Origin of the sequence: Microbacterium sp. Leaf320 (assembly GCF_001423485.1) — a bacterium.
Lineage (GTDB): Bacteria > Actinomycetota > Actinomycetes > Actinomycetales > Microbacteriaceae > Microbacterium.
In genome coordinates this window covers 100173-122720 of record NZ_LMOD01000004.1, presented here as the reverse complement: position 1 = coordinate 122720, position 22548 = coordinate 100173, and the positions used below count along the sequence as shown (strand labels likewise).

Sequence of the window (22548 nt, the reverse complement as noted above, 5' to 3'; positions counted from 1 at the left end):
TGACCTCGGTGCGCCATTGACCTCGGTAGCCTCTGACCGCAGGCGGCCGCTGACCTCAGAGCAGGGGCGAGGGACCGGACGCATCCCGCAGCGCCCGCTCGACGGTCGACTGCACGAGCGCCGACAGATACCCGCCGGGGTTCTCGATGCCGATCTCGCCGAGACGCGTGGTCGACTGCACGATGATCGACCGTGAGAACTCGGTCGCCGCCTGAATCACGTCAGCGTATGCCGCCCGATCGGCTTCCGCGATGACCACGGGCTCGCATCCGATCTCCACCGCCAGCGCCTGGGCGATGGGCAGCACCGCAGCCGGCGCCGTCACCGCTGCGTAGCTCGCCTGCAGCTGGCGCAGGTCGATCGTCGTGCCCGTGAAGGTGATGGCCGGGTGCACGGCGAGCGGGATCGCACCGCTCTCGGCGGCCGGTCGCAGGACGTCGATGCCGTAGCCGGGGTCGGTGTGCAGCACGAGCTGTCCGAGCTGCCAGCCGCCCACCTCGGCGATGCCCGCTATGAGATCCGGCAGCTGGTCGTGTGGAACGGCGATGACGACGAGCTCACTGCGCCGCACGACCTCGAGTGCGTCGAGGATGGGCACGTCGGGCAGCACGGCCGACGCACGATCGTCGTCCGAGCCGCTCGTGATTCCCGTGATCGCGTGACCCGCGCCGGCGAGCGCCGCACCGATGACCGGGCCGACGCGCCCCGCGCCGACGATGCCGACTCCGAGGCGCCCGTCGCGGCGCGAAGGATCACTCACCGTTCGGCGCCGGAGACACGGGCGGAGCCACCGGCGGAGCAGGAGGAGCCACCGGCGGAGCAGGCGGAGCCACCGGCGGAGCAGGCGGCGCGACCGGCGCAGCAGGAGCTACCGGCGCGGCACCCGGCGGAACATACGGCGGAGGCGGAGTCACCGGCGGAGCAGGAGACGTCGCCGGCGGAGCTGGCGGCGCGACGGGAGGCGCGGCCGGAGCCGCAGTCGGCGCACCCGGGCCCACGTACGGCGGAGGCGGGGTCACCGTCGAGGGCGCACCCGCAGGCGGCACAGCAGGAGCTCCGAGCACACCAGGCTCGGCCTCGGCGCCGGCTCCCGGATACCCGCCGGGAACCTGAGTTCCCTCGGCGTCCGTCACGTACTCGCCCCAGCGGTGAGTATGGTCCCGCGCCGCAGCGGCGGCCGCGGCCGAGCTCACACCGTCGAGCAGGAAGAGCGCGTCATCCCGCTCGAGCCCCGACAGGTAGCCGGTGATGAGGCCCTGCACCGAGTGCACCTGCGCCCCCGAGACGCGCTGAGCGCGGTCGATCGGCCCCTGCGAGAGCGAGACCCCCTGCAGTCGGGCGAGCGGGAAGACGGCCAGCTTGCGCCAGACGGTTCCCCTTCGCAACAGCAGCCCGAAGTCAGTGAGCACGTAGCCGTGTCGCTTCCATGACAGCGGCCTCCGCCACCACGCCCGACGAGGCATCGTGCGATACGGGTCGCCCTCGACCGGGCCGAGGATGCCGTGCTCCCAGACGAGCGGGATGTCGGCGACGGGCGCATCCGGCAGGATCAGCGCGAGCACTCGCTCGACGTCGGCGCGTTTACCGACGGGCAGCACGACGTTGAACTGCTGGGCCGAGCCGGACGACTGCTGTGCCGCGCTCTTGCCACTCATGCGGTTGATCTTGATGGTCCACCAGCCGAACGGACGCCACAGCAGCGACTGCGTGACCTCCACGGCGAAGATGCGGCCCGGGGGCAGCGTCTCGGTCACGGTCGTCAGCAGCCCGTAGGTGATCCGCACGCCGTCCGGGGTCGGCGCGATCGAGTACCGCAGGGACTTCGAGATCTGCGCCCAGGTGATGCCGACGACGGCGATGACCATCGGGATTCCGATGCCGAGGGTGATCCCGAGCCCGAGGAAACCGCCGATCGGGTCGCCGTCGATCAGCGAGCCGATCGCGACGCCGCCGACCGCGATGCCGAAGATCACGCCGAAGAAGACGACCCACAGCACGCTCGAGATCAGCTGCGACCCGATCAGACGCCCGGCCGGGATCTTGACCACGCTCTCGGGTTCGACGTCGGCGAGGTCGACGCCGCCGATCAGGCCGTTGACACCGTCGTTCACGGATCCGACGAGCTGAGCCCGAGCCGATCCGGGCACGCCGGGAACGGCTGCGGCAGGATTCGCCGGGCGACCGCCGGATGCCGCATCCGCTGCCGTCTGCCGGGCGGCGCGAGCCCCGGACGCGAGACGCAGGATGTCGGAGCGCACGGACTCGGCGCGAGGCGTGGCGAGGTACTCGAGCTCGACGTTCGAGTCGGTGCCGGCACCCACCACCTCGAGCTTCGCGAGTCCGATGATGCGCGCGGGGAACGGGCGCGTGAGGTTGACTCCCTGCACGCGATCGAGTGGCGCGCGACGGTGCGAGCGGAAGACGATGCCCTTGCGCACCTCGACGTGGTCGCCCGTGATCCGGAACTGCTGGAAGCGCCAGACGAACCAGAAGATCCCCACCAGCACGATGACCAGCGCCAGCACGCCGAGCAGCACCACGAGGATCAGGTTGTTGGCCAGCACCCAGTCGACGGGGTCGCCGCCCGTGTAGTCGTACTGCGCCTCTTCCGGAGCGAAGAGATCGACGAACCAGGCGATGAGACGGTCGCGCAGGTTCGCGATCGCGATACCGGCGATGATGATGAGCGCCAGCCCGCCCTTGAACAGCGGGGTGAGCGGATGCATCCGATGCCACTCGCCGTCGGCGAGGGTGGTCGACTCAGCCCGCGGCTCGACGTTCGCCGCGGGTGGCGGCGGGAACTGCTGCTCGCTCACAGGCCCGTCCGGCGGGTCTCGGCCACTTCGATGAGCGTGTCGCGCAGGGCCTCGGACGCGGCCTGGGTCAGCCCGGGGATCTGCACACCGGTCGTCGCGGCCGCCGTCACCATCTTCAGCTGCGTGACCCCGAAGGCGCGGTCGAGCGGTCCCTGCGTGATGTCGACGAGCTGCATGCGCCCGTACGGCACCGCGATCATGCGCTGCCAGAGGATGCCCTTGCGGAAGACGATGTCGTCGGCGCGGAGCATGTAGCCGATGGCCTTCGCCTGCCGCGGCAGGATGATCAGCGTGATCAGCGTGATCAGCACGACGACGCCCGCGGGGATCCACACCCACGTCTGGTGCAGCACCAGCGCGAGAACCAGCGCAGCGGCCAGCACGAACGCCACGAAGATCAGGTTCTGCAGGATCTGCGACACGACGTATCTCGGCGAGATCTGGTGCCAGCTGCCGTCGAGCTCGAGCCGCGCTTCACTGCGCGCGGTGCGCAGCTGGGAGTAGGTGCCCTGGTCGAGAGCCGCGAGGTCAGTGACCTCCGCCGAGTTCAGCGGGGCCGGGATCCCCGGCTCGATCTCTGGGTTCTGAGTCATCAGGATCCTTCGGAAGTATGCAGAACTGTTCGGCGATGAGCGCGGCGACCACGAGCACGATCGCACTTCCGATCAGGGCCAGCATCGCCACAGTCGACCCTACCGGGGGATCGACTGGCCTCGACAGAAGGAACACCAGGAGGCCCGCTCCGAACCCCGCCATGATCGCACCCACCAGGCTGGATGCCCGGGCGAGAGTCACGGCGCGCGTCGCGCGGAACGGGTCGATGCGGACGCCCTGGCGAACGCTCGAGCGCACCGGCCAGGCCACGCCGAGCGACGCGGCGGCGATGAGCAGCAGCAGCACGGGCAGCAGAAGCGACGGCGTGAACGTGGTGCGCCCCATGGCCGTGAGCATGTGGTCGAGCACGTACCCCGCGGCCCCTGCGAGGAGTGCGAGGACGACGAGCAGTCCGACAGAGGTGCGCTTCATCACTGCTCCGAGGCGCGCAGGCGAGTGACGAGGTCAGCGACCCTGCCGCGGCCCGGCAGCTCGGCATCGGCATCGAGCTCGAGCCAGGGCTCGAGCACGAACAGCCGCTCGAAGGCCCGCGGATGCGGCAGCTGCAGGCGCTCGTCGTCGGAGGACTCGTTGCCGTAGGCGATCAGATCCAGGTCGAGGGTCCGGTCGCCCCAGCGCTCGTGGCGTTCCCGGCCGTGCTCGTCTTCGATCGCATGCAGCATCCCGAGGAGGATAGACGGCGCGAGTCGCGTGGTCACGAGGGCCACGGCGTTGACGTATCCGGGGGCCTCGGGGTCGGGGCCGTCGAGACGCAGCGCGACCGTCTCGAAGAGCGGAGACAGGCGGACGTCGGTGACCAGAGGCAGCCGCGCGATGCGCTCGGACGCCGCGCGGATCGTGCTCTCACGGTCACCGAGATTCGCCCCGAAGGCGACGACGGCCACTGCCTCGTCCCTCCCGGGGCGCGGGCCGGGGATGCTCGGCGGGTTCGCCAGGTTGCGGCTCATCGCGACACCTCTACGGCGGAGTACTTCTGGGCGCGATGCACTGTCACTGCGACGTCTCCGAAGGTCAGCGCGATCGGGGCGTGCGGCTTGTGCACCGTGACCGCGACGGCGTTCACGCGGGAATATGCCAGCGCGACGTCGGCGATTCGCTCCGCCAATGTCTCGATGAGGTTGACGGGCTCTCCCCCGACCACGGCGGCCACCTTCTCGGCGAGTTCGCCGTAGTGCACGGTGTCGGCGACGTCGTCGGATGCCGCGGCATCACGCAGCGGCATCATCAGGCGCAGATCGATCGTGAATTCCTGACCGTTCTCGCGCTCGTGGTCGTAGACGCCGTGTCGGCCGAACACGGTGAGTCCGGTCAGGACGATCTCATCGATGAAATCCATGGTCCTACTTCCCATCCCAGGCGTGGGTGACGACGAGTGCATCGCGGGTGGCTTCGACGTCGTGCACCCGCACAGCCCACACACCCGCTCGCGCGGCCAGCGCGCTGGTCACCGCAGTCGCGAGATCACGTCGCGCCTCCGAGACCTCTGCGGGGTTCACTCCGATGGTCTCCGCGAGGAACCTCTTGCGCGACGTGCCGATGAGCACCCGAGGTCCGAGGGCGACGATCTCGTCGAGTCCGCGCAGGACGCCCCAGTTCTGGCCGCCCTTCTTCGAGAACCCGATGCCCGGATCGAGGATCAGCCGCGAGGGTGCGATGCCCGATGCCGCGGCTTCGCCCATGCGCTCCTGCAGCTCCCCCGCCACCTCGCGGGCAGTGCGACGGTAGACGGCGTTCGCATACATGTCGTCAGGGGCGTCGCGCCAGTGTCCGATCGCGTAGTCGGCGCCGGATTCGGCGACCGCCGCGAGCATGTCGGGGTCGGCCAGACCGCCCGACACGTCGTTGACGATCCGCGCCCCCGCTCGCACTGCGGCAGCGGCGGTCGAGGCGTTGAGGGTGTCGATGCTGACCGGGGCGCCCTCGGCGACCAGGCGCTCGATCACCGGGAGCACGCGCCGCTGCTCCTCCGCCGCCCCCACACGCTCGGCGCCGGGCCGGGTCGATTCACCGCCGATGTCGAGCACCGTGGCTCCGTCGGCCCTCAGCTGCAGACCGTGTGCGACGGCTCGGTCGACGTCGAAGTACCGCCCTCCGTCGCTGAACGAGTCGGGGGTGATGTTGACGATGCCCCAGATGCCCGTCATGCGTGCGCCGATCCCGTCGATGCGCCGATCAGCGCGATGAGCTCGGCCCGAGCGACCGCATCCGTGTACTCGCCGCGCGCGGCGATCGTCAGGGTGGAAGCCTCCGGCTGGCGCCCACCGCGCATCGTGACGCAGCCGTGGCTCGCGTCGAGCACGATGAGGACTCCGCGGGTGTCGAGATGTTCGGCGATCGTGTCGGCGATCTGCTCTCCGAGACGCTCTTGCACCTGCGGGCGGGCAGCGAGAGTCTCGACAACCCGTACCAGCGCGCCGAGACCGACGACCTGCTCCCCCGGAAGATAGGCGATGTGCGCCCGCCCGGCGAACGGCAGAAGGTGGTGTTCGCACACCGACCGGAACCGGATGTCACGCAGCAGCACAGCACCCGAGGGCAGGGTGTCCGGTGCAGGACCGCGGGCGACGCTGATCGTGTGCGCGAGGGGTGCCGCGGCGTCCTCACCGACACCGGCGAAGAACTCGGCGTACAGCTCGCCCATGCGCGAAGGAGTCTGCTTCAGACCGGGTCGATCCGGGTCCTCCCCGATCGCCTCGAGCAGTTCGCGTGTCAGTCGCTCGACACGTGCACGGTCGAAGGACACGGGTCAGGCCGTCGCGGGTCGTGCCTGACCGGCGTTCGCGGATCCCTGCTGCGTACGCGCAGCCGCCGACGGAGCCTCGACCGATGCGGCGAGCGAGACGTCCTTCTTCGGGACCTCGATCGGAGGCCGCTCCGACACCGGACGCGCTTCGCTGGACAGCCAGAGCGGACGCTCGGGGAGCTTCTTCACCTCGGTGAAGATCTCGGCGATCTGGTTGTGATCGAGGGTCTCCTCCTCGAGCAGGGCCAGGGCGAGCCTGTCGAGGATGTCGCGGTTGGCGCTGATGACCTCATAGGCCTCGTTGTGGGCCTGTTCGATGAGCGCGCGCACCTCGGCATCCACCCGCTCGGCGACCTTCTCGGAGTACTCGCGGCCACGCCCCATGTCGCGCGCCACGAACATGTCGCCGCCCTCGGAGCCGAGCTTGACCGGCCCGACCTGCGTGGTCATGCCGTATTCGATGACCATCTTGCGGGCGATCGAGGTCGCCTTCTCGATGTCGTTCGATGCGCCCGTGGTCGGGTCGTGGAAGATGATCTCCTCGGCGACGCGGCCACCCATGGCGTACGTGAGCTGGTCCTGCAGCTCGTTGCGCGTGACCGAGTACTTGTCGTCGAGCGGCAGCACCATCGTGTAGCCGAGAGCCTTGCCGCGAGGCAGGATCGTGATCTTCGTGACAGGGTCGGTGTAGTTCATCGCCGCCGCTGCGAGAGCGTGACCGCCCTCGTGGTACGCGGTGATGAGCTTCTCCTTGTCCTTCATCACGCGGGTGCGACGCTGAGGACCGGCGATCACGCGGTCGATGGCCTCGTCGAGGGCACGGTTGTCGACCAGCTGCGCGTTCGAGCGAGCGGTCAGCAGGGCGGCCTCGTTGAGCACGTTCGCGAGATCGGCTCCGGTGAAGCCGGGTGTCTTGCGGGCGACGACCTCGAGGTCGACGCTCTTCGACAGCGGCTTGCCCTTGCTGTGCACCTCGAGGATCTTCTGGCGACCGCGCAGGTCGGGGGCGTCGACGCCGATCTGGCGGTCGAAACGACCGGGGCGGAGCAGCGCAGGGTCGAGGATGTCGGGGCGGTTCGTCGCCGCGATCACGATCACGTTCGCGTTCGGGTCGAAGCCGTCCATCTCGACGAGCATCTGGTTGAGCGTCTGCTCTCGCTCGTCGTTTCCGCCGCCCATGCCGGCACCACGGTGACGGCCGACGGCGTCGATCTCGTCGATGAAGATGATCGCGGGAGAGTTCTCCTTGGCCACGTTGAACAGGTCGCGCACTCGGGATGCGCCGACACCGACGAACATCTCGACGAAGTCCGAACCGGAGATCGAGTAGAACGGCGCTCCGGCTTCGCCGGCGACGGCGCGCGCGAGCAGCGTCTTTCCGGTTCCGGGAGGGCCGTACAGCAGCACGCCCTTCGGGATGCGGGCGCCGATGGCCTGGAACTTGGCGGGATCCTGCAGGAACTCCTTGATCTCGTGGAGCTCCTCGATCGCCTCGTCCGCACCGGCGACGTCGGCGAAGGTGACCGTCGGGGTCTCCTTGTTGACGAGCTTGGCCTTGGACTTGCCGAACTGCATGACCTTGCCGCCGCCGCCCTGCATCGACGACAGCAGCCACCAGAACAGCAGGCCGAGCAGCACGAGGGGAAGAAGAAGGGAGAGGATGCCGTCGAACCAGGTCGCACGCGGAACGGCGTCGTTGAAGCCGTCCTTCGGGTCGGCGTCGTTGATCGCCTTGACGACCTCGTCGGCACGCGCATCGACGTAGTAGAACTGCACGTTCTCGGAGCCCTCGAACGCCTTCGACAGGGTCATGTCGACCCGCTGGTCGCCGTCGGTGTTGACGACCTCGGTGACGGACTCGCCGGCGAGCAGCTTCAGACCCTCCTGGGTAGTGATCTGCTTGGGCGCGCCGAGGTTCGAGATCAGAAGGAAGCCGCCGAACAGCAGCAGGCCGATCAGGGCGACGTAGATCAGCGGGTTCCGCGTGAGCTTCTTGACATCCATGGTCGGATCAGCGTATCGCGCGCGCCCTAGGTGGCCGCTGTGCGTTCACCCACGGCGTATCGGAACGCCGCCACGCTCGTTCAGCGAGGAGCCTGCGACGAGACGAAACGCGCTCAGCTGTAGACGTGGGGTGCCAGCACCGCGACGTCGCGGAGGTTGCGGTAGCGCTCGTCGTAGTCGAGGCCGTAGCCCACGACGAAGTCGGTGGGGATGTCGAAGCCGACGTACTTGCAGTCGATGACGACCTTCGCGGCCTCCGGCTTGCGCAACAGTGCGAGCACCTCGATCGACTCTGCACCGCGCGACTCGAAGTTCTCGAGCAGCCAGCTGAGGGTGAGGCCGGAGTCGATGATGTCCTCGACGATCAGCACGTGCTTGCCGTTCAGATCGGTGTCGAGGTCCTTGCGGATCTGCACGACGCCGCTCGACTTGGTGCTCGCACCGTAGCTCGAGACGGCCATCCAGTCCATCGGCGCGTGGAAGGGCAGCGCACGGGCGAAATCGGCCATGACCATCACAGCACCCTTGAGGACGCCGACGAGGACGAGCTCCTTGCCCTCGTAGTCGGCCGCGACCTGAGTCGCGAGCTCGTCGAGCTTCGCGATGATCTCCTCCTCGGTGACGAGGATCTGGGCAAGGTCGTCCTGGATTTCCGCGGCGCGCATGGATCGATGTTACGTCGTCGGACGGCCACCGCCACAACCGGGCGGCGTGCCGGTGCACGCACCCGTCCGGGCAGGTGCGTCAGCTGCAGGTGAGCGTGCCCGAGAGCGTGGCGGCCTCATCGACGACGTCGAGGATGTCGAGGTCGGCGCCCTGTTCGACGACCGATCCCTCGAAGCCCTCGAACGTGACCGAGTCGCCGTCCGGCTCGGCGCCGCCGCTGCTCACGAACCAGCGGTCGTCTTCGAGGTGGATCGCGACGGTGGCCTGGCCGTCGAGGATCGAGATCGTCACGGCCGCGCGCCCCTCGACGTCACCGCCCCCGATGAATGACCTGAGTTCCTGGGTCTCCGAGCACTGGATGCCGTCGACGTCGATGTCGTCAGCCGTCGGCGCATCGCCGTCGGCGTACGTGATCGTCAGCGTCTGCGCCTGTGTCTGCGGAGCGGTGTCGCCCGTCGGCGCACACGCGGTCATCGCCGCGAGGAGCATGATGCAGACGGCGGCGCCGCCCGACGCCCTTGGAGAGATCAGCGTCGTGGCCGCGTCCCGAACGTCCGACCGTCCGACGAATGATCGCGATGAGTTTCTCGGCATCCTCTGCTCCCCTTGCATCAGGCCCTTGAGGGCGCACGTCAGGATACTGCGCGCGGTGGGCTGATCCGCATTACTCTGGGCGGTGACACGGGCTGATGCCCCAGACGGAAGGAATCTCCATGGCTCTCGACGACATCCTCACGCAGGTCCCGATCGACGACATCGCCGCGAAGCTCGGAGTCTCCCCCGAGGTCGCCAAGTCTGCCGTCGAGCAGGGCGGCGCTGTGCTGCTGGGCGGCCTGGCGAAGAACGCCTCGACCGCCGAGGGCTCCTCCGCGATCGAGAGCGCGCTCAAGCGCCACGAGGGCAAGGCCGGCGCCTCGAAGGTCGACGACATCGACCAGGCGGACGGCGGCAAGATCGTCTCGCACATCCTCGGCGCCGACGAGAAGAAGGTCACGCAGAAGCTCACCGAGTCGAAGGAGACCGCAGGCATCGACTTCGGCAAGCTGCTCCCGATCCTCGCCCCGATCGTGATGGGCCTGATCGCCAACGCGGCCAAGGGCAAGTCGACGAAGACCGAGACGGCAGAGGCGCAGTCCGGCGGCGGCGGAATCGGCGATGTGATCGGCGGGCTGCTCGGCGGAGGCAGCTCCTCGGGCGGCGGCGGAATCGGCGACCTGCTCGGCGGGCTGCTCGGCGGAGGCAACTCCTCGGGCGGCGGCGGAATCGGCGACCTGCTGGGCGGCCTGCTCGGCGGAGGCAAGAAGTAGTACCCGGCGGAGCGGTCGACGCGCGCCGCGTCGGTCGCTCCGCGCCCTCACTCGTTGAACGAGGCCCAGTCGTTGAGCCAGGCCCCGGTCGTTGAGCCAGGCCCCGGTCGTTGAGCCAGGCTCCGGTCGTTGAGCGAGCGAAGCGAGACGAAACGGATGCTCCGACTCAGCGCGCGGTGAAGACGATCCGTCCGCCGAGCCGGGCCGCGGAGCACGCGGGCAGATCGATGGGGCCCTGACCCGCCCAGTCCGTCGCGAGACGCGCGACCTCGAGGGTCTGCAGCCTCGTCAGGCTCACGCCGAACTCGCTGTCGACGACGAGGCGGATGATCCGGTTGCGGAGAGCGGCCGGGTTGGCGGCGAGAGCGGCGACGCTCACGGAGATCCCCGCCTCGGCATGCTCGACGATGTCCTCGATGGTCTCGTGGATCATCTCGTCGAACGCCTCCGCATCCTCGCGAAGCTGTTCGGCTGTGCGGGCGAGGGCCTCGGCGATGCCCGGTCCCAGCTCTGACTCGAGAACCGGCAGAACCCGCTCGCGCACGCGCACCCGCGCGAAGCGGTCCTCGGAGTTGTGGGGGTCGTCCCAGATCTCGAGATCGGATGCCGCGCAGAACGCGCGCGTCGTCTCCCTCCGCACCCCCAGCAGCGGGCGCATCCACCGCACGCCGTCGTCGTCCTCGCGCACCTGCGCCATGCCCTGCAGGCTCGCGGCGCCGGATCCGCGGGCGAGCCCGAGCAGCACGGTCTCGGCCTGGTCATCGAGAGTGTGTCCGAGCAGCACGGCCGACGCGCCGACATCCGCTGCCGCATCCTTCAGCACCCGGTATCGGGCATCGCGTGCCGCGGCCTCGGGGCCGCCCTCGTCGCCCACCTCGACGCGCACGATGAGGGCGCCGAGTCCGAGCGCTGTCGCCGTCTGCGCGGCGCGCTCGGCGACGGCATCCGAGTCGTCCTGAAGACCGTGGTCGACCGTGAGGCTCCCCACTCGCAGGCCGAGTTTGGGCGCCTCGAACGCGGTCGCCGCGGCGAGGGCGAGCGAATCGGCACCTCCGGAGAGCGCGACGACGACAGCCGACCCCTCGGGCAGATCGGCGAGCGCAGTGCGCACGGCGAGGCGGATCTCGGCGATGGCGGGTGAGAGCGAGGGCACAGCTCCACGGTAGATCACGACGAAGGATCGCCGTGCGGTGGTCGCGCTGAGCACGCGCGTGGTCCTAACCTGACGCCGTGGCAGAACACCCTGACGACATGAGAGAACACACAGTGCGGTTCCGGACCGAGCGGTTCAAGGCGTTCGTCGATGCGGTGGTGGCGATCGCGATGACGCTGCTGATCCTGCCGCTCATGGAGTCGGTGTCGGATGCCGCCTCGAACAGGCTGAGCACCGCGGAGTTCTTCGACGAGCACTCCGGCCAGCTGCTGAGCTTCGGGCTCAGCTTCGTCCTCATCGCGACGTTCTGGATGGGACATCACCGCCAGTACCGCGACGTGGAGTGGATCACGAGCCCGCTGCTGTGGATCAACATCGCGTGGATGGCGACCATCGTCTGGCTGCCAGTGCCGACCGCGATGATCGGTCAGATGGACACCGACCTGCTGCAGCCGGTGGTCTACATCGGCACCCTGATCCTCACGCAGGTCACGACGCTCGCCGGATGGCTCTATCTGCTTCGCCACCCCGACTTCACCACCACCCCGGTCGAGACGCTGCGGGCGGGGGTCATCGGCGATCTCGCCGCCATCATCCTTTTTCTCATCGCCCTGGCGATCGCGGTGTTCGTCCAGCCCTACGGGTATGCGGGGCTCCTCGTCCTGCTGCTCAGCGGCGTCGTGACGAAGCTGCTGGACCGCGTCGCACTGCGCCGCCGCGCGGCGGGCTGACCGTCTCGCTGCGGAACACGTCAGAGGCGCTGGGCCGCCCGCGGGTAGGCTAGTGCGCGGCATCCAACCGTCTTTTCTGAGGAGCACACGCATGGGCGCACACGACGCCGTCATCGAGATCCCGCGCGGCAGCCGCGTGAAGTACGAGGTCGACCACGAGACCGGACGAGTGCACCTCGACCGCGTGCTCTACACGACCTTCGGGTACCCGGCCGACTACGGCTACTTCGACAACACCCTCGGCGAGGACGGCGACCCGCTCGACGTGCTCGTGCTCCTCGACCACGCCATCTACCCGGGCGTCGTCGTCGAGGTGCGTCCCGTCGCCGTGCTCAAGATGAGCGACGAGGCCGGCGGAGACGACAAGCTCGTCGCCGTGCTCTCGAAGGACCCCCGCTGGGCGCACATCCAGGACATCGACGACATCGCCGAGTACACGAAGAAGGAGATCGCGCACTTCTTCGAGCACTACAAGGACCTCGAGCCCAACAAGTGGGTCAAGGTCGACGAGTGGGGCGACGCCGCAGAAGCGCAGCGCATCCTCGACGAGGCGATCGTCCGTTTCGGCGAGCAGGGTCACTGATCCCAGGCTTCACGAAGAAGACCCCCGGTTCCGCTCAGCGGCCGGGGGTCTTCTTCGTCGCAGACGCTCGTCTCAGACCGAGATGCCCCGGTCGGCGAGGAAGGTGATCGGGTTCGTGTACGCCCCGTTGAGGTAGACCTCGAAGTGCAGGTGGCACCCGACGGATGCTCCGGTGTTGCCCGCATAGGCGATGACCTGGCCGGAGCTCACCCGAGCGCCGTTGCGGACGGCGAATCCGCCGTCGCGGATGTGGGCGTAGCCCGACGAGACGCCACCGCCGTGCTGGATGCGGATGTAGTTGCCGTAGTTCCCTCGCGGGCCGGCGTAGTCGACGGTCCCAGAGTTCGCCGCGTAGATCGCCGCTCCGCAGCCGTTGGCGAGGTCGACCCCGTAGTGGTAGCCGGAGCAGGCCGCACAGGGCTTGGGGCGCGAGCCGTATCCGGCGCTGCGGTGGCCACCGTGCGGGCGTACCCACCCACCGGTTCCCGGTGATCCTCCGGTGCCCCCACCGCCTCCTCCGCCGCCGCCGCCGTTGTTCCCGGCTGCGGCCGCTGCGGCCTCGGCTGCCTCGCGCTGCCTGCGCTGCTCTTCGGCGACGCGCACGCCCTCCTGGTAGCCCGCGACGGTCGTGGCCGTCGCATCCTTGAGGGCTGCGAGCTGAGCCTGCATCGTGGAGAGATTCGCCGTCTGCTCGTCGAGGGCGACCTGAGCGGCATCCGCTGCGGCCTGCGCCTCAATCATCTTCTGCTCGGCGATCTGCTGCAGACGGTCGCGCTCGGTGCGGGCGACGACGGCCTGATCGGTCAGCGATTGCGCGGAGTTGCGTGCAGCCACCGCGTTGTCATGGACCGTCTGGTTGTACTGGTAGACCTTGTCCATCGAGCCGAGGCGCGAGAGCAGCTCGTCGGCGTTGTCTGCGGAGCCGGCGAAGAACAGTTCGAGGGCGGTGTCGTCGCCGCCGTTGCGGTAGAGCTGGGCGGCGAGCTGGGCGGCCTTCTTGGTCGCGTCGTCGGCGACGACGGCCTGCGCGTCGGCCTGAGCCTGCAGCTCCTCGGCGACGGCGATCGCGTCGAAGTACGCCAGCTGTGCGGTGTTGTATTCCTCACCTGCGAGCTGTGCCTTCGCCTGAGCGTCGGCGACCCGCTGCGTGAGCGACTGGATGAGCCCCTCGATGCGCGTGACCTCGGCGGCCTTGGAGGACTGGTTCGCCATGGCACGCTGCACGTCGTCCCAGCTGGGGTATGTCGCCGCGTATGCGGCGGTCACCCCGGAGGAGACGCCGAAGGCGCTGAGCGCGACGACGCTGAGTGCGCCCATCGTGAGCGCACTCCGACGAGTGACCGAGCCGTTCTTCCAGAATGCTCGGCTTTCTGCAGGTGTGGGCGCGCAGCCGCAATCGTCGGATGCCGCCGAGGCAGCATCCTTCGAGGAGTGCTTGTCGTTCACACGGCCCCTTCCGCCGGTTTCACAAATGCCACACTAACAACATCCTTCACATCCGCAACAGGTAGCGGACAGGGTTCGAGGGCACAGTGATACGACTCCATCGTCCCCCCGAACACGCCCGGGCGACAGCAGGCTCGCCCTCGATTCGCGTTTTGCTCGAATCTTCCCTTATGCTTGAGCGTCGGCAAGGAAGTCCTCCGGGACAGACTTCGGCCCCATCGTTTAGCGGCCTAGGACGCCGCCCTTTCACGGCGGTAGCACGGGTTCGAATCCCGTTGGGGTCACTCCTTCCGGTACAATTGAAAACAAGTATGGCCCTGTAGCGCAGTTGGTTAGCGTGCCGCCCTGTCACGGCGGAGGTCGCGGGTTCAAGTCCCGTCAGGGTCGCTCTAAGCGACGGGCCCTTTTCTTCGAGAAGGGCCTTTCGTCTAGATGCGGCAGGTTCAGCCGGTCGCATGGCTCTGTAGCTCAGTTGGTAGAGCGCACGACTGAAAATCGTGAGGTCACCAGTTCAATCCTGGTCGGAGCCACTGCCGCTTCCCTAGGCTTCTACTGGGGAAGCGGCTTTTTCGTAAACGGGCCCGATCTGCCGAGTGTATCCGAGGGTGTCTCCCATCGCGGCAAACGGCAACTCACGACTCAAGCAGCAGTCCTCCGAGCTCGGATCGCGGCGCGAGCTTCGACCCGTTCCCTGACCATCCGTGCAGTGATGGGGTCTGCTTCGATCCCGTCGATGGATGTTGCGGCGCGTTCGAGGAGTACGTAGTAGCGGATTTCGCTGATGCCGAGTTCGTGTCGGATGCGTGCGTGTTTGGTGGGTGTTGCGCCTGGGTGTTGTCGTTCGAAGGCGAGTAGTTGTGCGGGCGTCATGGGATTCATGTTCCTCTGGGGGTACGACAAAACGCCCCGCCCCGTCTCGTGGACGATGGCGGGGCGTTGTTCAGTGCGTGTCGAGGTCTTCGACGATACGGATCACGAACTGGTCAACTGATGGCGCTGTGCGGATCTCACCGGCTTGTGTGATTTCGAGCTCGATGTAGTGTTTGCCGATCGCCCATGTGCCGTCGAGGTTGTATCGGACTTGCCCGGTCGCCGCGTCGGTGACGGTGTGTGCGAGTTGTGCGAATACACCATCACGGGTGAGGTGGCGGACGATGAGCCGGGTTGTTGCGGAGGCGAGGTCGTGGTTCACAGTGAATGTCACCGGGAACTTGTCGCCTCGTTTGATCGAGATCACCATGTGGCCTCCAATGTGAGTGCTGGCACTGTGGCCTCGAGCGTGAACTGTTCCGTTGCGCCGGCGAGTGTCAGTGGTTCGACGGTTGCGGTGAGGGTGAGCACTCGTTCGAATGGTTCGCCACCACCGCTGCCACCTGTGACTTCGGGTGGGTTTGCGGCGACCATGATGGCTGCTGCGACGGCGTACATGACTGCGGTTTGTGTGCCGATGATGTCTGGTGTTCCGGCGCCGATGGTCATGGTTGCGGGTGGTGGCTGGATGGTTGCGCCGTATCCTGCCGCGACCTGGACGACGTGTGCGAGCAGTTGCAGTTGTGCGGGTACGGCTTGGACTTGTGCGCCCGCGGATACGAGTGGTGCGGGTGTGGTGAGTGTTGCTTGTGCACGTACCGCGGTGACTGTTGCTGATGCCCCTGCCGTGATGACGGGGACTCGAGCAGTGATCGTAACGGCACTGGTTGGCGCATTGACGATGCCTGATGCACCAGCCTGTACGACCGGTGCCAGTGCGCTCACGTTCGTCTGTGCGCGGATGCCAGACACGACGGCACCAGCGGACACGGAAGGAGCAATCCCAGTCACGCTCACCGATGCAGCAGGTGCAGTGGCCTGGCTACCGGATGCAACCACAGGAGCGAGTGCAGCGACAGAGCCCACCCCAATGACACCCTGCACGGATGCCGAACTAGTGACGACCGGAGCAAGACCCTGGCTGGTGCCCGTAGCAACAACCGCAGTGACGCTTGCCGATGCGGAAGCAGTAACCACAGGAGCAGATGCCACCAGCGTGACCGTAGCGACAACACCATCCACGGCCTGTGACGTAGACGGTGCGGCAACAACCATCCCAATGGTGACCGTCGCAACAACAGCATTGACGGTTGCAGGGGTGGACACGGATTCGCGCAGACGTACGATCGCACCCGTACCACCAACGTTCGCACCCGTGAACGTTCCGTTGATCGTCGGCACACCAGTTCCACCAGTGGTGACGGATGCGTATGCGGCACCGTAACCGATGGTGTTCGAGCCGGTACGTGAACCGAACGCCGCCGTCGAACTGATCGTGGCCGTGGTGTGGCTGATCGACACACCGGATGGCGACGCGGAGAACGAACCCGTGGCCGCGAGACCCGAGTACGGCGCAACCAGCAGGTCACCGGTTGCGATAGTCCACGAACCACCGACCGCCTGATACGTGGTCGCCGTGGCTGTTGAGTCTGACCCGTACTGGATGTCGTACAGGATCGTCGCACCGGACACGTTGGAGCGCGACCGGATGATGTCAGCCCACCCCTTAGTACCACCCGTGATACCCGTGAGAGTGACCGTGCCCGACTCGCCACCAGTAGCGATCCTCAGGAACGCCATCGACGTGATCCCACCCGCACGCGCCGGAGTACCCAGTGCAGTCCAACCAGACAGCGTGGACGGCATTGTCGCGGAATCGGATGCAACGTAGTAGACGAGTATGTCGTTCGCGAGAACGGTGGCCGGGTATGCGGGTGCGGCTGATGTTGTTACCGCGACTGCACCGCCGTGGTCTACATATGAGAGCGTCATCCGGCCTCCACTCAAGTGTTGCGATTGTCGACACGGGAGCCTAAACTGTTGCTATGAGCGAAACAGAATCTGGAATGATTGAGGAAGCCGCGAAAGCAATGCTGGCCGTGGATCATCCGAACGTCGAGTGGTGGGGCGTAGCGGATATCGTCAAGAGCCGTTGGCTCGAGAAGGCCCGCGTTGCGCTGGCGATCTATCGCAAGCACGTTGGCCCTGATGCAGCGTCATGACCGCTACACTTCAACGCGTGTCGCCGAACCCGAAACGTGTCCTCAACCGCCACGACGAGCTTGCAATCCTCAAAGCCATGGATGCACGCGATGAGGCCGACGAGAACCTACGCAACACGATCGTCGAGGTGTCTGCGCGTTCATCGGTTCGCGTGTTGGCTGATTTCACGGGCATGTCAACCAACACCATCAGCCGGTGGAAGGCCGACGCGAAAGGGAATCACAGAACCCGCAGCGACTGATCCGGGTTCACATACGAATACGCGCCAGTGTTGAGCAGAGCCGCCGTCGCAACCCGTGGACGACCAGACCACACACTCGTCTCCGAGGTGCGCCGTGTCACCGTCGCATACAGGCGACCACCCGTGTGACGGATCGCGGCCACCGCGCCCAGGTTGCGCCCGTACAGCTGCACACCATGCAACCCAACCTCAGTGGTCGCCTCACCGGTCGTCGCGCCACTGATATCGATCAGGGCACCCTCAGACGCATCCGGGTTATCCATCCCCTGCCCGATCTTCGTACCGAAAAAGTTGACCGAGCCGCCTGTGATCTTCACCAGCGAACCGGGACCAGGGCCAGCAAGCAGGCCGTTCGTGCGTGTCGGCTTGAAACCCTCAATGATCCCGCCATGCCAGTCAACAGACGAGTTGCCTGAGATGAGCACACCCCGCCACCCGTTCATCGCGGAGATGTAGATCTTCTCCCCCAACGTCACCTCAGCGGTGTCCAGTTTCAGGAAGTACCGGTTGACGTCACCCGTCTGAGCAGCAGACTGTGAGACGCCGATGTTCATCATGGACGGGGAGATGTTGAAGTCAGAACCGCCGACGTGGATGGGTGTGTCCCAACAGTTGTTGATCGTCCAGTCACCAGTCATCGTGACCTGTGTCATCAGCGCTTTCCGGTCGCTGCGACCGAACACGCCACGCATGAAGTTGAACGACAGGCTGTGGAAGCTCGCCGGGTACATCGACCCGCCACCCGCATAGTCCAGAAACTGGTGTGTCGACGCGCCCTGAGAACCCTGCACCTGGAAGTTCGCAAACAGGACGTTGTTCACATCGCCGCCCGGTGAACGCCACCACGACGAAGTACCCGAACCGATCGACCCCGCCAACGTGCACTCAGGGCCAGACCTCGAGCCACCCGAAATGTCCGGATTCTTCTGACCTGAATACTCAGCCGACCCCATGATCTTCAACCCCGAATACAACACCCGTGGGGTCGTGAAAGTCATTGGTCGTGACGGCAACACAATCACCGGCATGTTGCGATCCGTTGCCGCCTGCTGATCCTCGATCGCAGCCGTCAACTTCTCATCATCAGTGCCCGTGTAGTCATCCAGCCGGAAAGACTCAGCAGCCATCCCCCGCAACGTCGCATCCATCGACGCATAATGCGAGTACCAGTTCGTTGACCCTGCGGTGGGCAGGGCGGTGTCTCGAATCCTTGGCATCACTCACTCCCTCGTGGTCGACTGGCTTCCGAGAGGGATAGAACCGAGGGGGCCGACACCAAGCATCTGCTCGTCAGCCGCCCACGGCACGCCCAACGTCACCCAGGCGTCAATCCCCATCGGCCTAAGCGACCGTTACCGTGAAGATTCCAGCCGCGTCCCACACGATCGAGAACGTGCCAGCAGTCGTTGCGACGTCCGCACCAAAGTCGACATAGGCGATCAGCGGGTCAGTGGAAGCCGCGCCCGCAGTGTCCACATAGATGACCGCGTACCGTGCAGTGATTGTCGACGACGGCCACGACACGTCCGCGGCGTCAAACTTCCACGTGTTCGTGCCAGCCGTGTACGCCCACGTCACACCCGTCAGCGTTGCACCACCAGCCGTATACCCCGTGCCCGTCACCTGATTCGTCACGTCATCGAAGTAGTCGTTCGTGTCCTGGTTCGGAGTCCACGACGACGTAGCCAGGGCAACCTTGATCGTGTCCGTATCCAGATCAATACGCTTCTGGGCGAGGTGATCCAGGAACTGTCCGAAGACAAAAGCAGAAACAGCCATGATCAAACCTCCGAGTTCGAACGGAACTGCTGGTTCACGCCAGCATTCGTGTAGTCATCCGGGATACCCGAAGACGTGATCTGCAGGTACGACGCCACCCCAGACAGCACAGACGACACCAGCGCGCCACCCACACCCAGAGCCACACCCAGCAGTGCATCACCAGTCGTCGGAATCGCAATCGCCGTAATCGGAATCACCGACGAAAGGGTCTGCGTGAACGTGCGAATGAACCCACGCTTAGCCGCAAGCTTCGTAGCAGCGGGAATCACTTCATTACTCATGTGTGTTACTCCTTGTCAGAAAGTTCAATGTCATGCGCGGCCTGCTCAGCCGCATCAAGTTCCGTCGACCCACCAGCACGCACACGCGACACATACTCACGAAACGCATCCTGGATTCGATACGCCCACCGAGCTCGACGCTCAAGACGATCAGCGCGAGCCCAAATCTCAGACACACTCGGCGCCTTCGTCTCCACGTTCCCCTTGCGCCGATTCCACATCGCAAAAGCACCCACGATGATCGCGCCGATCGCAGCCGTCAGAAGCGGGATGTACGGGGTGATCTGTTCCGTCAGCGTCAACTCAGCCGCGAGCATGCTTCCTCTTCCCGCTCTGCGCCGCCAGGTACACGAATCGCACAGCAGGAAGGATGAAAGCGATGAACGCAATGGCCCCAATGAACTGCCGGTCAAGATCCCCCTCGACGAAACCAACACCATTCAGGCCACCCACGTAGGCGCCCATCATCGACGCCAAACCAAGCGACGCCCACTTCTCGAGCTGCTGCCACCGGTCAGTGATCGAACCAATCGCAGACAGGATCGCCGCCAACCCCAGCAGCACCGCCCACACAGCCGTGTACCCCTCAGGCGCCGTCAAACGGAACACGGGCACACCAGCAAGGAACGCGATCACCGACGCGTACACGTAGCCGAGATACACGGCGACGAGCGCGACGCGGAGCACCACGACCGGCCCCCACGCCCACACTGCAAGCCGAGAACGCGGGGCCACGTTCTCGAGATACCGGTACGGCATCAGCTCGCGAGTCGTTCCCGCTCGCGGCGATCCCGCTCGTCTGCGGCGGCATCTGCGATCCGAGACAGATCGGAGTCGCTCAGCGTGCCCACGTAGGCGGGAAGCAACGGTGCGAGCTCCTTCGCCAGCGCCGCCTCATCCACCTCCGCAGTGATGGGCTTGCCGAGGTCTTCGCGGATCAGCTGCAGCATGTCCCCTCGCGGGTCACGACCACGCACGCGATCCTGGGTGTCCCGGATGAGCGGTGCGAGATCACGCAGGTCGTTCAAGGTCGCCTGAGGCCACCCATACACCTGGCCGGGAACGCGAAGTAGCTCCACGACAATGCCAAACTGCCGATCCAGCCACGCGCGGTCTTCGTCATCGAGCTTTGCCATGATTTCCTCCAAAGGGGATGATCCGCCGCCAGCAGTGCCAGCCAGTCGGCTCTGAATGAATGCCACCGGGTCCACCTGGCCCGTGTTCGAGGTGTGGAACTTCCCCGGCGTGATCTCGAAGTGAAGGTGCGTGTCAGTCGCAGTCCCCGTCTTGCCCATCACCCCGACGGACTGGTTCTCGTCGACGTCCTCACCGACTCGCAGCAGAGTCCGGTTCTTCATGTGGCCGGACTTCGAGAAGTACCCGTCATGCTGAATCCACACCGAGTTGCCGAGCGCGGGCCAGACGTTGACCGCCACGACGCGTCCCGCCTCGACCGCACGTATCTGGTCGAATGTGTGCGAGAAGTCCGTGCCACGGTGATACGTGGATGCGCCAGGTATGGGGGCGACGCGTGGGCCGAAGGAGCTCGACACGTACGGCCTCGACTTCGTTCCGCTCGGCCAAACAGTCACGGTTACCTCCTCAGAACGATCGCCACGTGTGGCTGATGTTGTATGCGCCGGCGGGAAGACCGCTCAGCGTTCGAATGAGACCGTTCCCGAAGACCACGAGCGTTCCGGCAACCTGCCGGGATGCCGGGGAGACCACGGGAATGTATGGGGTCGAGATCGGCCACATGCCGTAGTCGAGCTGCCCGAGCTCCGTGTCCACCCCTACGTTGTTCCGCAGTTCGAAGACACCGTGAATGCTCGTCAGGTCGCCCGAGCGACCGGCATACCAGTACGAGCTATCCCCGTTCACCCCACCGCGCGGCGCGATGAGGCGAAGCGGCTGGTCCGTCGAGACATGCAGGCCGCGAACGTGCTTCACCATGAAGTCCGCGATGCGGGCGTACCCTGCAGCGTTCGGGTGAACCTCGTTCGGCTTCATCCATCCGCCCGCGTCCGCCAGCCACAGCCAGGTCTCCGGGACGATATCGACGTCGAAGCCGAATGCCGCGTTCGTGATCTCCTCGACGCGCTGAGCGATCGACTGTATGCACCCGCCGCTGTTGTTGCCCGGGGCGTTTCCCCAGACCGCGGGGAGCACGATGATCCTCGCGCGCGGGTACTCCGCGGCGACCATCTCGAACATCGTCTTCGCGTGATTGTGGATGTTCGACGTCGCGCGGATGTCGTTGCCGAGGTCGCAGACGAGGAAGTAATCCACGTCGGCGTGATCGTAGGACGTATCGGCGATCGCATTCGCGAGCTGGTTCTGGAACGTACCCGGTCCCCAGCCTGTGAAGCTGCCGCCGCCGATCGAATAGTTATGACCCGTCCATCCCAGTTGCGCAAGGAACGACTCCACCCACGTTCCCGGGGTAGCGTTCGAGCTGCCGATGAAGACAGCGCGCGGCCGGCGCCATGGCCACCGGGTCACAGCGTGGTCAGCTTCGTGATGGTGAGCACCCCAGAACCATTCGACGTGTTGCCAGTGGTCTTCTGAATGTCAACGATGAGGTCCTCAGATCCATCGGCCCGGAAGGTCGCGGTCGCGGTCATCCATGGGTCGGCATTCAGCGCCACGGCACCGCGCCCGCCAGGCAGTACACCTTGCACGGACCCCCTCAGCGCGACGAACGACTGACCGGTCGTGGCGGAGCCAGGGTGGGCCTTCACCGACACCAGATAGATGCCAGCCTCAAGCTTGATCTTCTCCAGCGACACCGAATAAGTGAACGCGGGCTCGGTGTCCTTCGCGGTGTCCTCAGTGGGCACCTGGAAGAACGCCGACCCGTCCGTCATGCCACCTCGAGCGAGGTTGAAGATGCGGAACGAGATCTCTCGCTTCCACGAGCTCCCCCGACGGATGAGCGAGCAACCCATGGTCGTGTCGAACCACTCGTGCCCTTCGACAGCGAACCCTGCTGTCGTGAACGTGTCCCGCTGCGTGGTCGTCCCCTTGAAACGGTTGCCCCGTTCGATGACGAGGTCACGGAGCCGTGTTAGGTCCGCTACCGTCTGCGGGGTGTTGTTGATGGTCGGCGTGCCCTCAGGGCCCGCTCCGTTGGTGAAACCCATCGGG

Annotated in this window: 29 protein-coding genes and 3 tRNA genes; 8 read left to right on the top strand and 24 right to left on the bottom strand. The window is 66.2% G+C overall.

What is annotated here, in order from left to right:
* Window positions 1-55: 55 nt before the first annotated feature.
* The 11 genes from ASF63_RS14200 to ASF63_RS14150 all read right to left on the bottom strand — a co-directional run bounded on the left by ASF63_RS14200 (window position 56) and on the right by ASF63_RS14150 (window position 9438).
* A complete protein-coding gene (locus ASF63_RS14200) occupies window positions 56-760 on the bottom strand; it encodes a DUF2520 domain-containing protein (RefSeq protein ID WP_056515342.1) in 705 nt (234 codons plus the stop codon).
* A complete protein-coding gene (locus tag ASF63_RS14195; protein ID WP_056515339.1) occupies window positions 753-2816 on the bottom strand; it encodes a PH domain-containing protein in 2064 nt (687 codons plus the stop codon). The genes ASF63_RS14200 and ASF63_RS14195 overlap by 8 nt, the downstream gene beginning before the upstream one ends.
* Entirely contained in the window at window positions 2813-3409 is a 597-nt protein-coding gene (locus ASF63_RS14190; RefSeq protein ID WP_056515335.1) for a PH domain-containing protein, read from the bottom strand. Before ASF63_RS14190 ends, ASF63_RS14195 begins: the two co-directional genes overlap by 4 nt.
* A complete protein-coding gene (locus ASF63_RS14185) occupies window positions 3345-3842 on the bottom strand; it encodes a DUF3180 domain-containing protein (protein ID WP_056515330.1) in 498 nt (165 codons plus the stop codon). The genes ASF63_RS14190 and ASF63_RS14185 overlap by 65 nt, the downstream gene beginning before the upstream one ends.
* Window positions 3842-4378 carry a 2-amino-4-hydroxy-6-hydroxymethyldihydropteridine diphosphokinase gene (folK, locus tag ASF63_RS14180; RefSeq protein ID WP_056515328.1) on the bottom strand — a complete coding sequence of 179 codons (537 nt, stop codon included), beginning with the start codon at window positions 4376-4378 and terminating at the stop codon, window positions 3842-3844. Before folK ends, ASF63_RS14185 begins: the two co-directional genes overlap by 1 nt.
* A complete protein-coding gene (gene folB / locus ASF63_RS14175) occupies window positions 4375-4767 on the bottom strand; it encodes a dihydroneopterin aldolase (RefSeq protein ID WP_056515324.1) in 393 nt (130 codons plus the stop codon). The genes folK and folB overlap by 4 nt, the downstream gene beginning before the upstream one ends.
* A 4-nt stretch (window positions 4768-4771) precedes the next feature.
* Window positions 4772-5575, bottom strand: coding sequence for a dihydropteroate synthase (gene folP, locus ASF63_RS14170; RefSeq protein WP_056515321.1), 804 nt, complete (start codon window positions 5573-5575; stop codon window positions 4772-4774).
* Window positions 5572-6174, bottom strand: coding sequence for a GTP cyclohydrolase I (gene folE / locus ASF63_RS14165; RefSeq protein WP_056515318.1), 603 nt, complete (start codon window positions 6172-6174; stop codon window positions 5572-5574). Before folE ends, folP begins: the two co-directional genes overlap by 4 nt.
* A gap of 3 nt (window positions 6175-6177) precedes the next feature.
* Complete coding sequence (gene ftsH, locus ASF63_RS14160; protein ID WP_056515315.1) at window positions 6178-8178, bottom strand: ATP-dependent zinc metalloprotease FtsH; 2001 nt, start codon at window positions 8176-8178, stop codon at window positions 6178-6180.
* 113 nt (window positions 8179-8291) lie between these two features.
* On the bottom strand, window positions 8292-8843 hold the full coding sequence (gene hpt / locus ASF63_RS14155) for a hypoxanthine phosphoribosyltransferase (RefSeq protein WP_056309897.1): 552 nt from the start codon (window positions 8841-8843) through the stop codon (window positions 8292-8294).
* Between the two features lie 79 nt (window positions 8844-8922).
* The gene (locus tag ASF63_RS14150; RefSeq protein WP_162238894.1) at window positions 8923-9438 is read right to left on the bottom strand and encodes a hypothetical protein; all 516 of its coding nucleotides are present in this window, start codon (window positions 9436-9438) and stop codon (window positions 8923-8925) included.
* 119 nt (window positions 9439-9557) lie between these two features.
* Between ASF63_RS14150 and ASF63_RS14145 the strand changes: the two genes are divergently transcribed.
* Complete coding sequence (locus ASF63_RS14145; RefSeq protein WP_056515310.1) at window positions 9558-10151, top strand: DUF937 domain-containing protein; 594 nt, start codon at window positions 9558-9560, stop codon at window positions 10149-10151.
* Window positions 10152-10317: 166 nt separating this feature from the next.
* Here ASF63_RS14145 and tilS read toward each other — a convergent pair whose 3' ends face one another.
* Window positions 10318-11304, bottom strand: a complete 987-nt coding sequence (gene tilS, locus ASF63_RS14140; protein ID WP_056516276.1) for a tRNA lysidine(34) synthetase TilS — start codon at window positions 11302-11304, stop codon at window positions 10318-10320.
* Between the two features lie 98 nt (window positions 11305-11402).
* On the opposite strand from tilS, the gene ASF63_RS14135 reads away from it, so the two are divergent.
* Together ASF63_RS14135 and ASF63_RS14130 are read left to right on the top strand one after the other, a co-directional pair.
* Entirely contained in the window at window positions 11403-12035 is a 633-nt protein-coding gene (locus ASF63_RS14135; RefSeq protein ID WP_056515307.1) for a TMEM175 family protein, read from the top strand.
* Between the two features lie 91 nt (window positions 12036-12126).
* Complete coding sequence (locus tag ASF63_RS14130) at window positions 12127-12618, top strand: inorganic diphosphatase (protein WP_055869737.1); 492 nt, start codon at window positions 12127-12129, stop codon at window positions 12616-12618.
* 72 nt (window positions 12619-12690) lie between these two features.
* On the opposite strand, the gene ASF63_RS14125 is transcribed toward ASF63_RS14130, so the two are convergent.
* Complete coding sequence (locus tag ASF63_RS14125; protein ID WP_056515305.1) at window positions 12691-14064, bottom strand: peptidoglycan DD-metalloendopeptidase family protein; 1374 nt, start codon at window positions 14062-14064, stop codon at window positions 12691-12693.
* 211 nt (window positions 14065-14275) lie between these two features.
* Here ASF63_RS14125 and ASF63_RS14120 point away from each other — a divergent pair.
* The 3 genes from ASF63_RS14120 (at window position 14276) to ASF63_RS14110 (ending at window position 14594) form a co-directional block, all read left to right on the top strand.
* Window positions 14276-14348 (top strand) — tRNA-Glu (locus tag ASF63_RS14120).
* A 29-nt stretch (window positions 14349-14377) separates the two neighbouring features.
* A tRNA-Asp gene (locus tag ASF63_RS14115) sits at window positions 14378-14451 on the top strand.
* Window positions 14452-14521: 70 nt separating this feature from the next.
* Window positions 14522-14594, top strand: a tRNA-Phe gene (locus tag ASF63_RS14110).
* A gap of 109 nt (window positions 14595-14703) precedes the next feature.
* On the opposite strand, the gene ASF63_RS18885 is transcribed toward ASF63_RS14110, so the two are convergent.
* From ASF63_RS18885 to ASF63_RS19165, 3 genes are all read right to left on the bottom strand, one after another.
* The gene (locus ASF63_RS18885; protein ID WP_162238893.1) at window positions 14704-14934 is read right to left on the bottom strand and encodes a DUF3263 domain-containing protein; all 231 of its coding nucleotides are present in this window, start codon (window positions 14932-14934) and stop codon (window positions 14704-14706) included.
* Between the two features lie 70 nt (window positions 14935-15004).
* Window positions 15005-15304: a hypothetical protein gene (locus tag ASF63_RS14105; protein ID WP_056515303.1), complete on the bottom strand. Its 300-nt coding sequence runs from the start codon at window positions 15302-15304 to the stop codon at window positions 15005-15007.
* Window positions 15298-16674 (bottom strand): hypothetical protein, encoded by a 1377-nt coding sequence (locus tag ASF63_RS19165; RefSeq protein ID WP_157534379.1) that lies wholly within the window; start codon window positions 16672-16674, stop codon window positions 15298-15300. The genes ASF63_RS14105 and ASF63_RS19165 overlap by 7 nt, the downstream gene beginning before the upstream one ends.
* A 245-nt stretch (window positions 16675-16919) precedes the next feature.
* On the opposite strand from ASF63_RS19165, the gene ASF63_RS19160 reads away from it, so the two are divergent.
* Both ASF63_RS19160 and ASF63_RS19155 read left to right on the top strand, forming a co-directional pair.
* Window positions 16920-17096, top strand: a complete 177-nt coding sequence (locus tag ASF63_RS19160) for a hypothetical protein (RefSeq protein WP_157534378.1) — start codon at window positions 16920-16922, stop codon at window positions 17094-17096.
* A gap of 17 nt (window positions 17097-17113) precedes the next feature.
* Window positions 17114-17338: a hypothetical protein gene (locus ASF63_RS19155; RefSeq protein WP_157534377.1), complete on the top strand. Its 225-nt coding sequence runs from the start codon at window positions 17114-17116 to the stop codon at window positions 17336-17338.
* Here the strand turns inward: ASF63_RS19155 and ASF63_RS14100 are convergent.
* The 8 genes from ASF63_RS14100 to ASF63_RS14065 form a co-directional block, all read right to left on the bottom strand.
* Window positions 17317-18486, bottom strand: a complete 1170-nt coding sequence (locus ASF63_RS14100; protein WP_157534376.1) for a hypothetical protein — start codon at window positions 18484-18486, stop codon at window positions 17317-17319. The two genes, ASF63_RS19155 and ASF63_RS14100, sit on opposite strands and share 22 nt — an antisense overlap.
* 193 nt (window positions 18487-18679) lie before the next feature.
* Window positions 18680-19117, bottom strand: coding sequence for a hypothetical protein (locus tag ASF63_RS14095; protein WP_056515296.1), 438 nt, complete (start codon window positions 19115-19117; stop codon window positions 18680-18682).
* Window positions 19118-19119: 2 nt separating this feature from the next.
* Window positions 19120-19401: a hypothetical protein gene (locus tag ASF63_RS14090; RefSeq protein ID WP_056515293.1), complete on the bottom strand. Its 282-nt coding sequence runs from the start codon at window positions 19399-19401 to the stop codon at window positions 19120-19122.
* Window positions 19402-19406: 5 nt separating this feature from the next.
* Window positions 19407-19718: a hypothetical protein gene (locus tag ASF63_RS14085; RefSeq protein WP_056515289.1), complete on the bottom strand. Its 312-nt coding sequence runs from the start codon at window positions 19716-19718 to the stop codon at window positions 19407-19409.
* Window positions 19705-20091, bottom strand: a complete 387-nt coding sequence (locus ASF63_RS14080; RefSeq protein WP_157534375.1) for a hypothetical protein — start codon at window positions 20089-20091, stop codon at window positions 19705-19707. The genes ASF63_RS14085 and ASF63_RS14080 overlap by 14 nt, the downstream gene beginning before the upstream one ends.
* 68 nt (window positions 20092-20159) lie before the next feature.
* Entirely contained in the window at window positions 20160-20993 is an 834-nt protein-coding gene (locus tag ASF63_RS14075) for a M23 family metallopeptidase (RefSeq protein WP_082478202.1), read from the bottom strand.
* Window positions 20994-21003: 10 nt separating this feature from the next.
* Window positions 21004-21903, bottom strand: coding sequence for a GDSL-type esterase/lipase family protein (locus ASF63_RS14070; RefSeq protein WP_157534374.1), 900 nt, complete (start codon window positions 21901-21903; stop codon window positions 21004-21006).
* Window positions 21900-22544, bottom strand: coding sequence for a hypothetical protein (locus tag ASF63_RS14065; RefSeq protein ID WP_056515275.1), 645 nt, complete (start codon window positions 22542-22544; stop codon window positions 21900-21902). Before ASF63_RS14065 ends, ASF63_RS14070 begins: the two co-directional genes overlap by 4 nt.
* Window positions 22545-22548 lie beyond the last annotated feature (4 nt).

Bases quoted from the DNA above. Each gene is read 5' to 3' on its own strand.
- ASF63_RS14190 (WP_056515335.1), bottom strand. From the start codon at position 3,409: ATGACTCAGAACCCAGAGATCGAGCCGGGGATCCCGGCCCCGCTGAAC.
- ASF63_RS14185 (WP_056515330.1), bottom strand. From the start codon at position 3,842: ATGAAGCGCACCTCTGTCGGACTGCTCGTCGTCCTCGCACTCCTCGCA.
- folK (WP_056515328.1), bottom strand. From the start codon at position 4,378: ATGAGCCGCAACCTGGCGAACCCGCCGAGCATCCCCGGCCCGCGCCCC.
- folB (WP_056515324.1), bottom strand. From the start codon at position 4,767: ATGGATTTCATCGATGAGATCGTCCTGACCGGACTCACCGTGTTCGGC.
- folP (WP_056515321.1), bottom strand. From the start codon at position 5,575: ATGACGGGCATCTGGGGCATCGTCAACATCACCCCCGACTCGTTCAGC.
- ftsH (WP_056515315.1), bottom strand. From the start codon at position 8,178: ATGGATGTCAAGAAGCTCACGCGGAACCCGCTGATCTACGTCGCCCTG.
- hpt (WP_056309897.1), bottom strand. From the start codon at position 8,843: ATGCGCGCCGCGGAAATCCAGGACGACCTTGCCCAGATCCTCGTCACC.
- ASF63_RS14150 (WP_162238894.1), bottom strand. From the start codon at position 9,438: ATGCCGAGAAACTCATCGCGATCATTCGTCGGACGGTCGGACGTTCGG.
- ASF63_RS14145 (WP_056515310.1), top strand. From the start codon at position 9,558: ATGGCTCTCGACGACATCCTCACGCAGGTCCCGATCGACGACATCGCC.
- ASF63_RS14135 (WP_056515307.1), top strand. From the start codon at position 11,403: ATGAGAGAACACACAGTGCGGTTCCGGACCGAGCGGTTCAAGGCGTTC.
- ASF63_RS14130 (WP_055869737.1), top strand. From the start codon at position 12,127: ATGGGCGCACACGACGCCGTCATCGAGATCCCGCGCGGCAGCCGCGTG.
- ASF63_RS18885 (WP_162238893.1), bottom strand. From the start codon at position 14,934: ATGACGCCCGCACAACTACTCGCCTTCGAACGACAACACCCAGGCGCA.
- ASF63_RS14105 (WP_056515303.1), bottom strand. From the start codon at position 15,304: ATGGTGATCTCGATCAAACGAGGCGACAAGTTCCCGGTGACATTCACT.
- ASF63_RS19165 (WP_157534379.1), bottom strand. From the start codon at position 16,674: ATGGCGTTCCTGAGGATCGCTACTGGTGGCGAGTCGGGCACGGTCACT.
- ASF63_RS19160 (WP_157534378.1), top strand. From the start codon at position 16,920: ATGAGCGAAACAGAATCTGGAATGATTGAGGAAGCCGCGAAAGCAATG.
- ASF63_RS14100 (WP_157534376.1), bottom strand. From the start codon at position 18,486: ATGGATGCGACGTTGCGGGGGATGGCTGCTGAGTCTTTCCGGCTGGAT.
- ASF63_RS14095 (WP_056515296.1), bottom strand. From the start codon at position 19,117: ATGGCTGTTTCTGCTTTTGTCTTCGGACAGTTCCTGGATCACCTCGCC.
- ASF63_RS14090 (WP_056515293.1), bottom strand. From the start codon at position 19,401: ATGAGTAATGAAGTGATTCCCGCTGCTACGAAGCTTGCGGCTAAGCGT.
- ASF63_RS14085 (WP_056515289.1), bottom strand. From the start codon at position 19,718: ATGCTCGCGGCTGAGTTGACGCTGACGGAACAGATCACCCCGTACATC.
- ASF63_RS14065 (WP_056515275.1), bottom strand. From the start codon at position 22,544: ATGGGTTTCACCAACGGAGCGGGCCCTGAGGGCACGCCGACCATCAAC.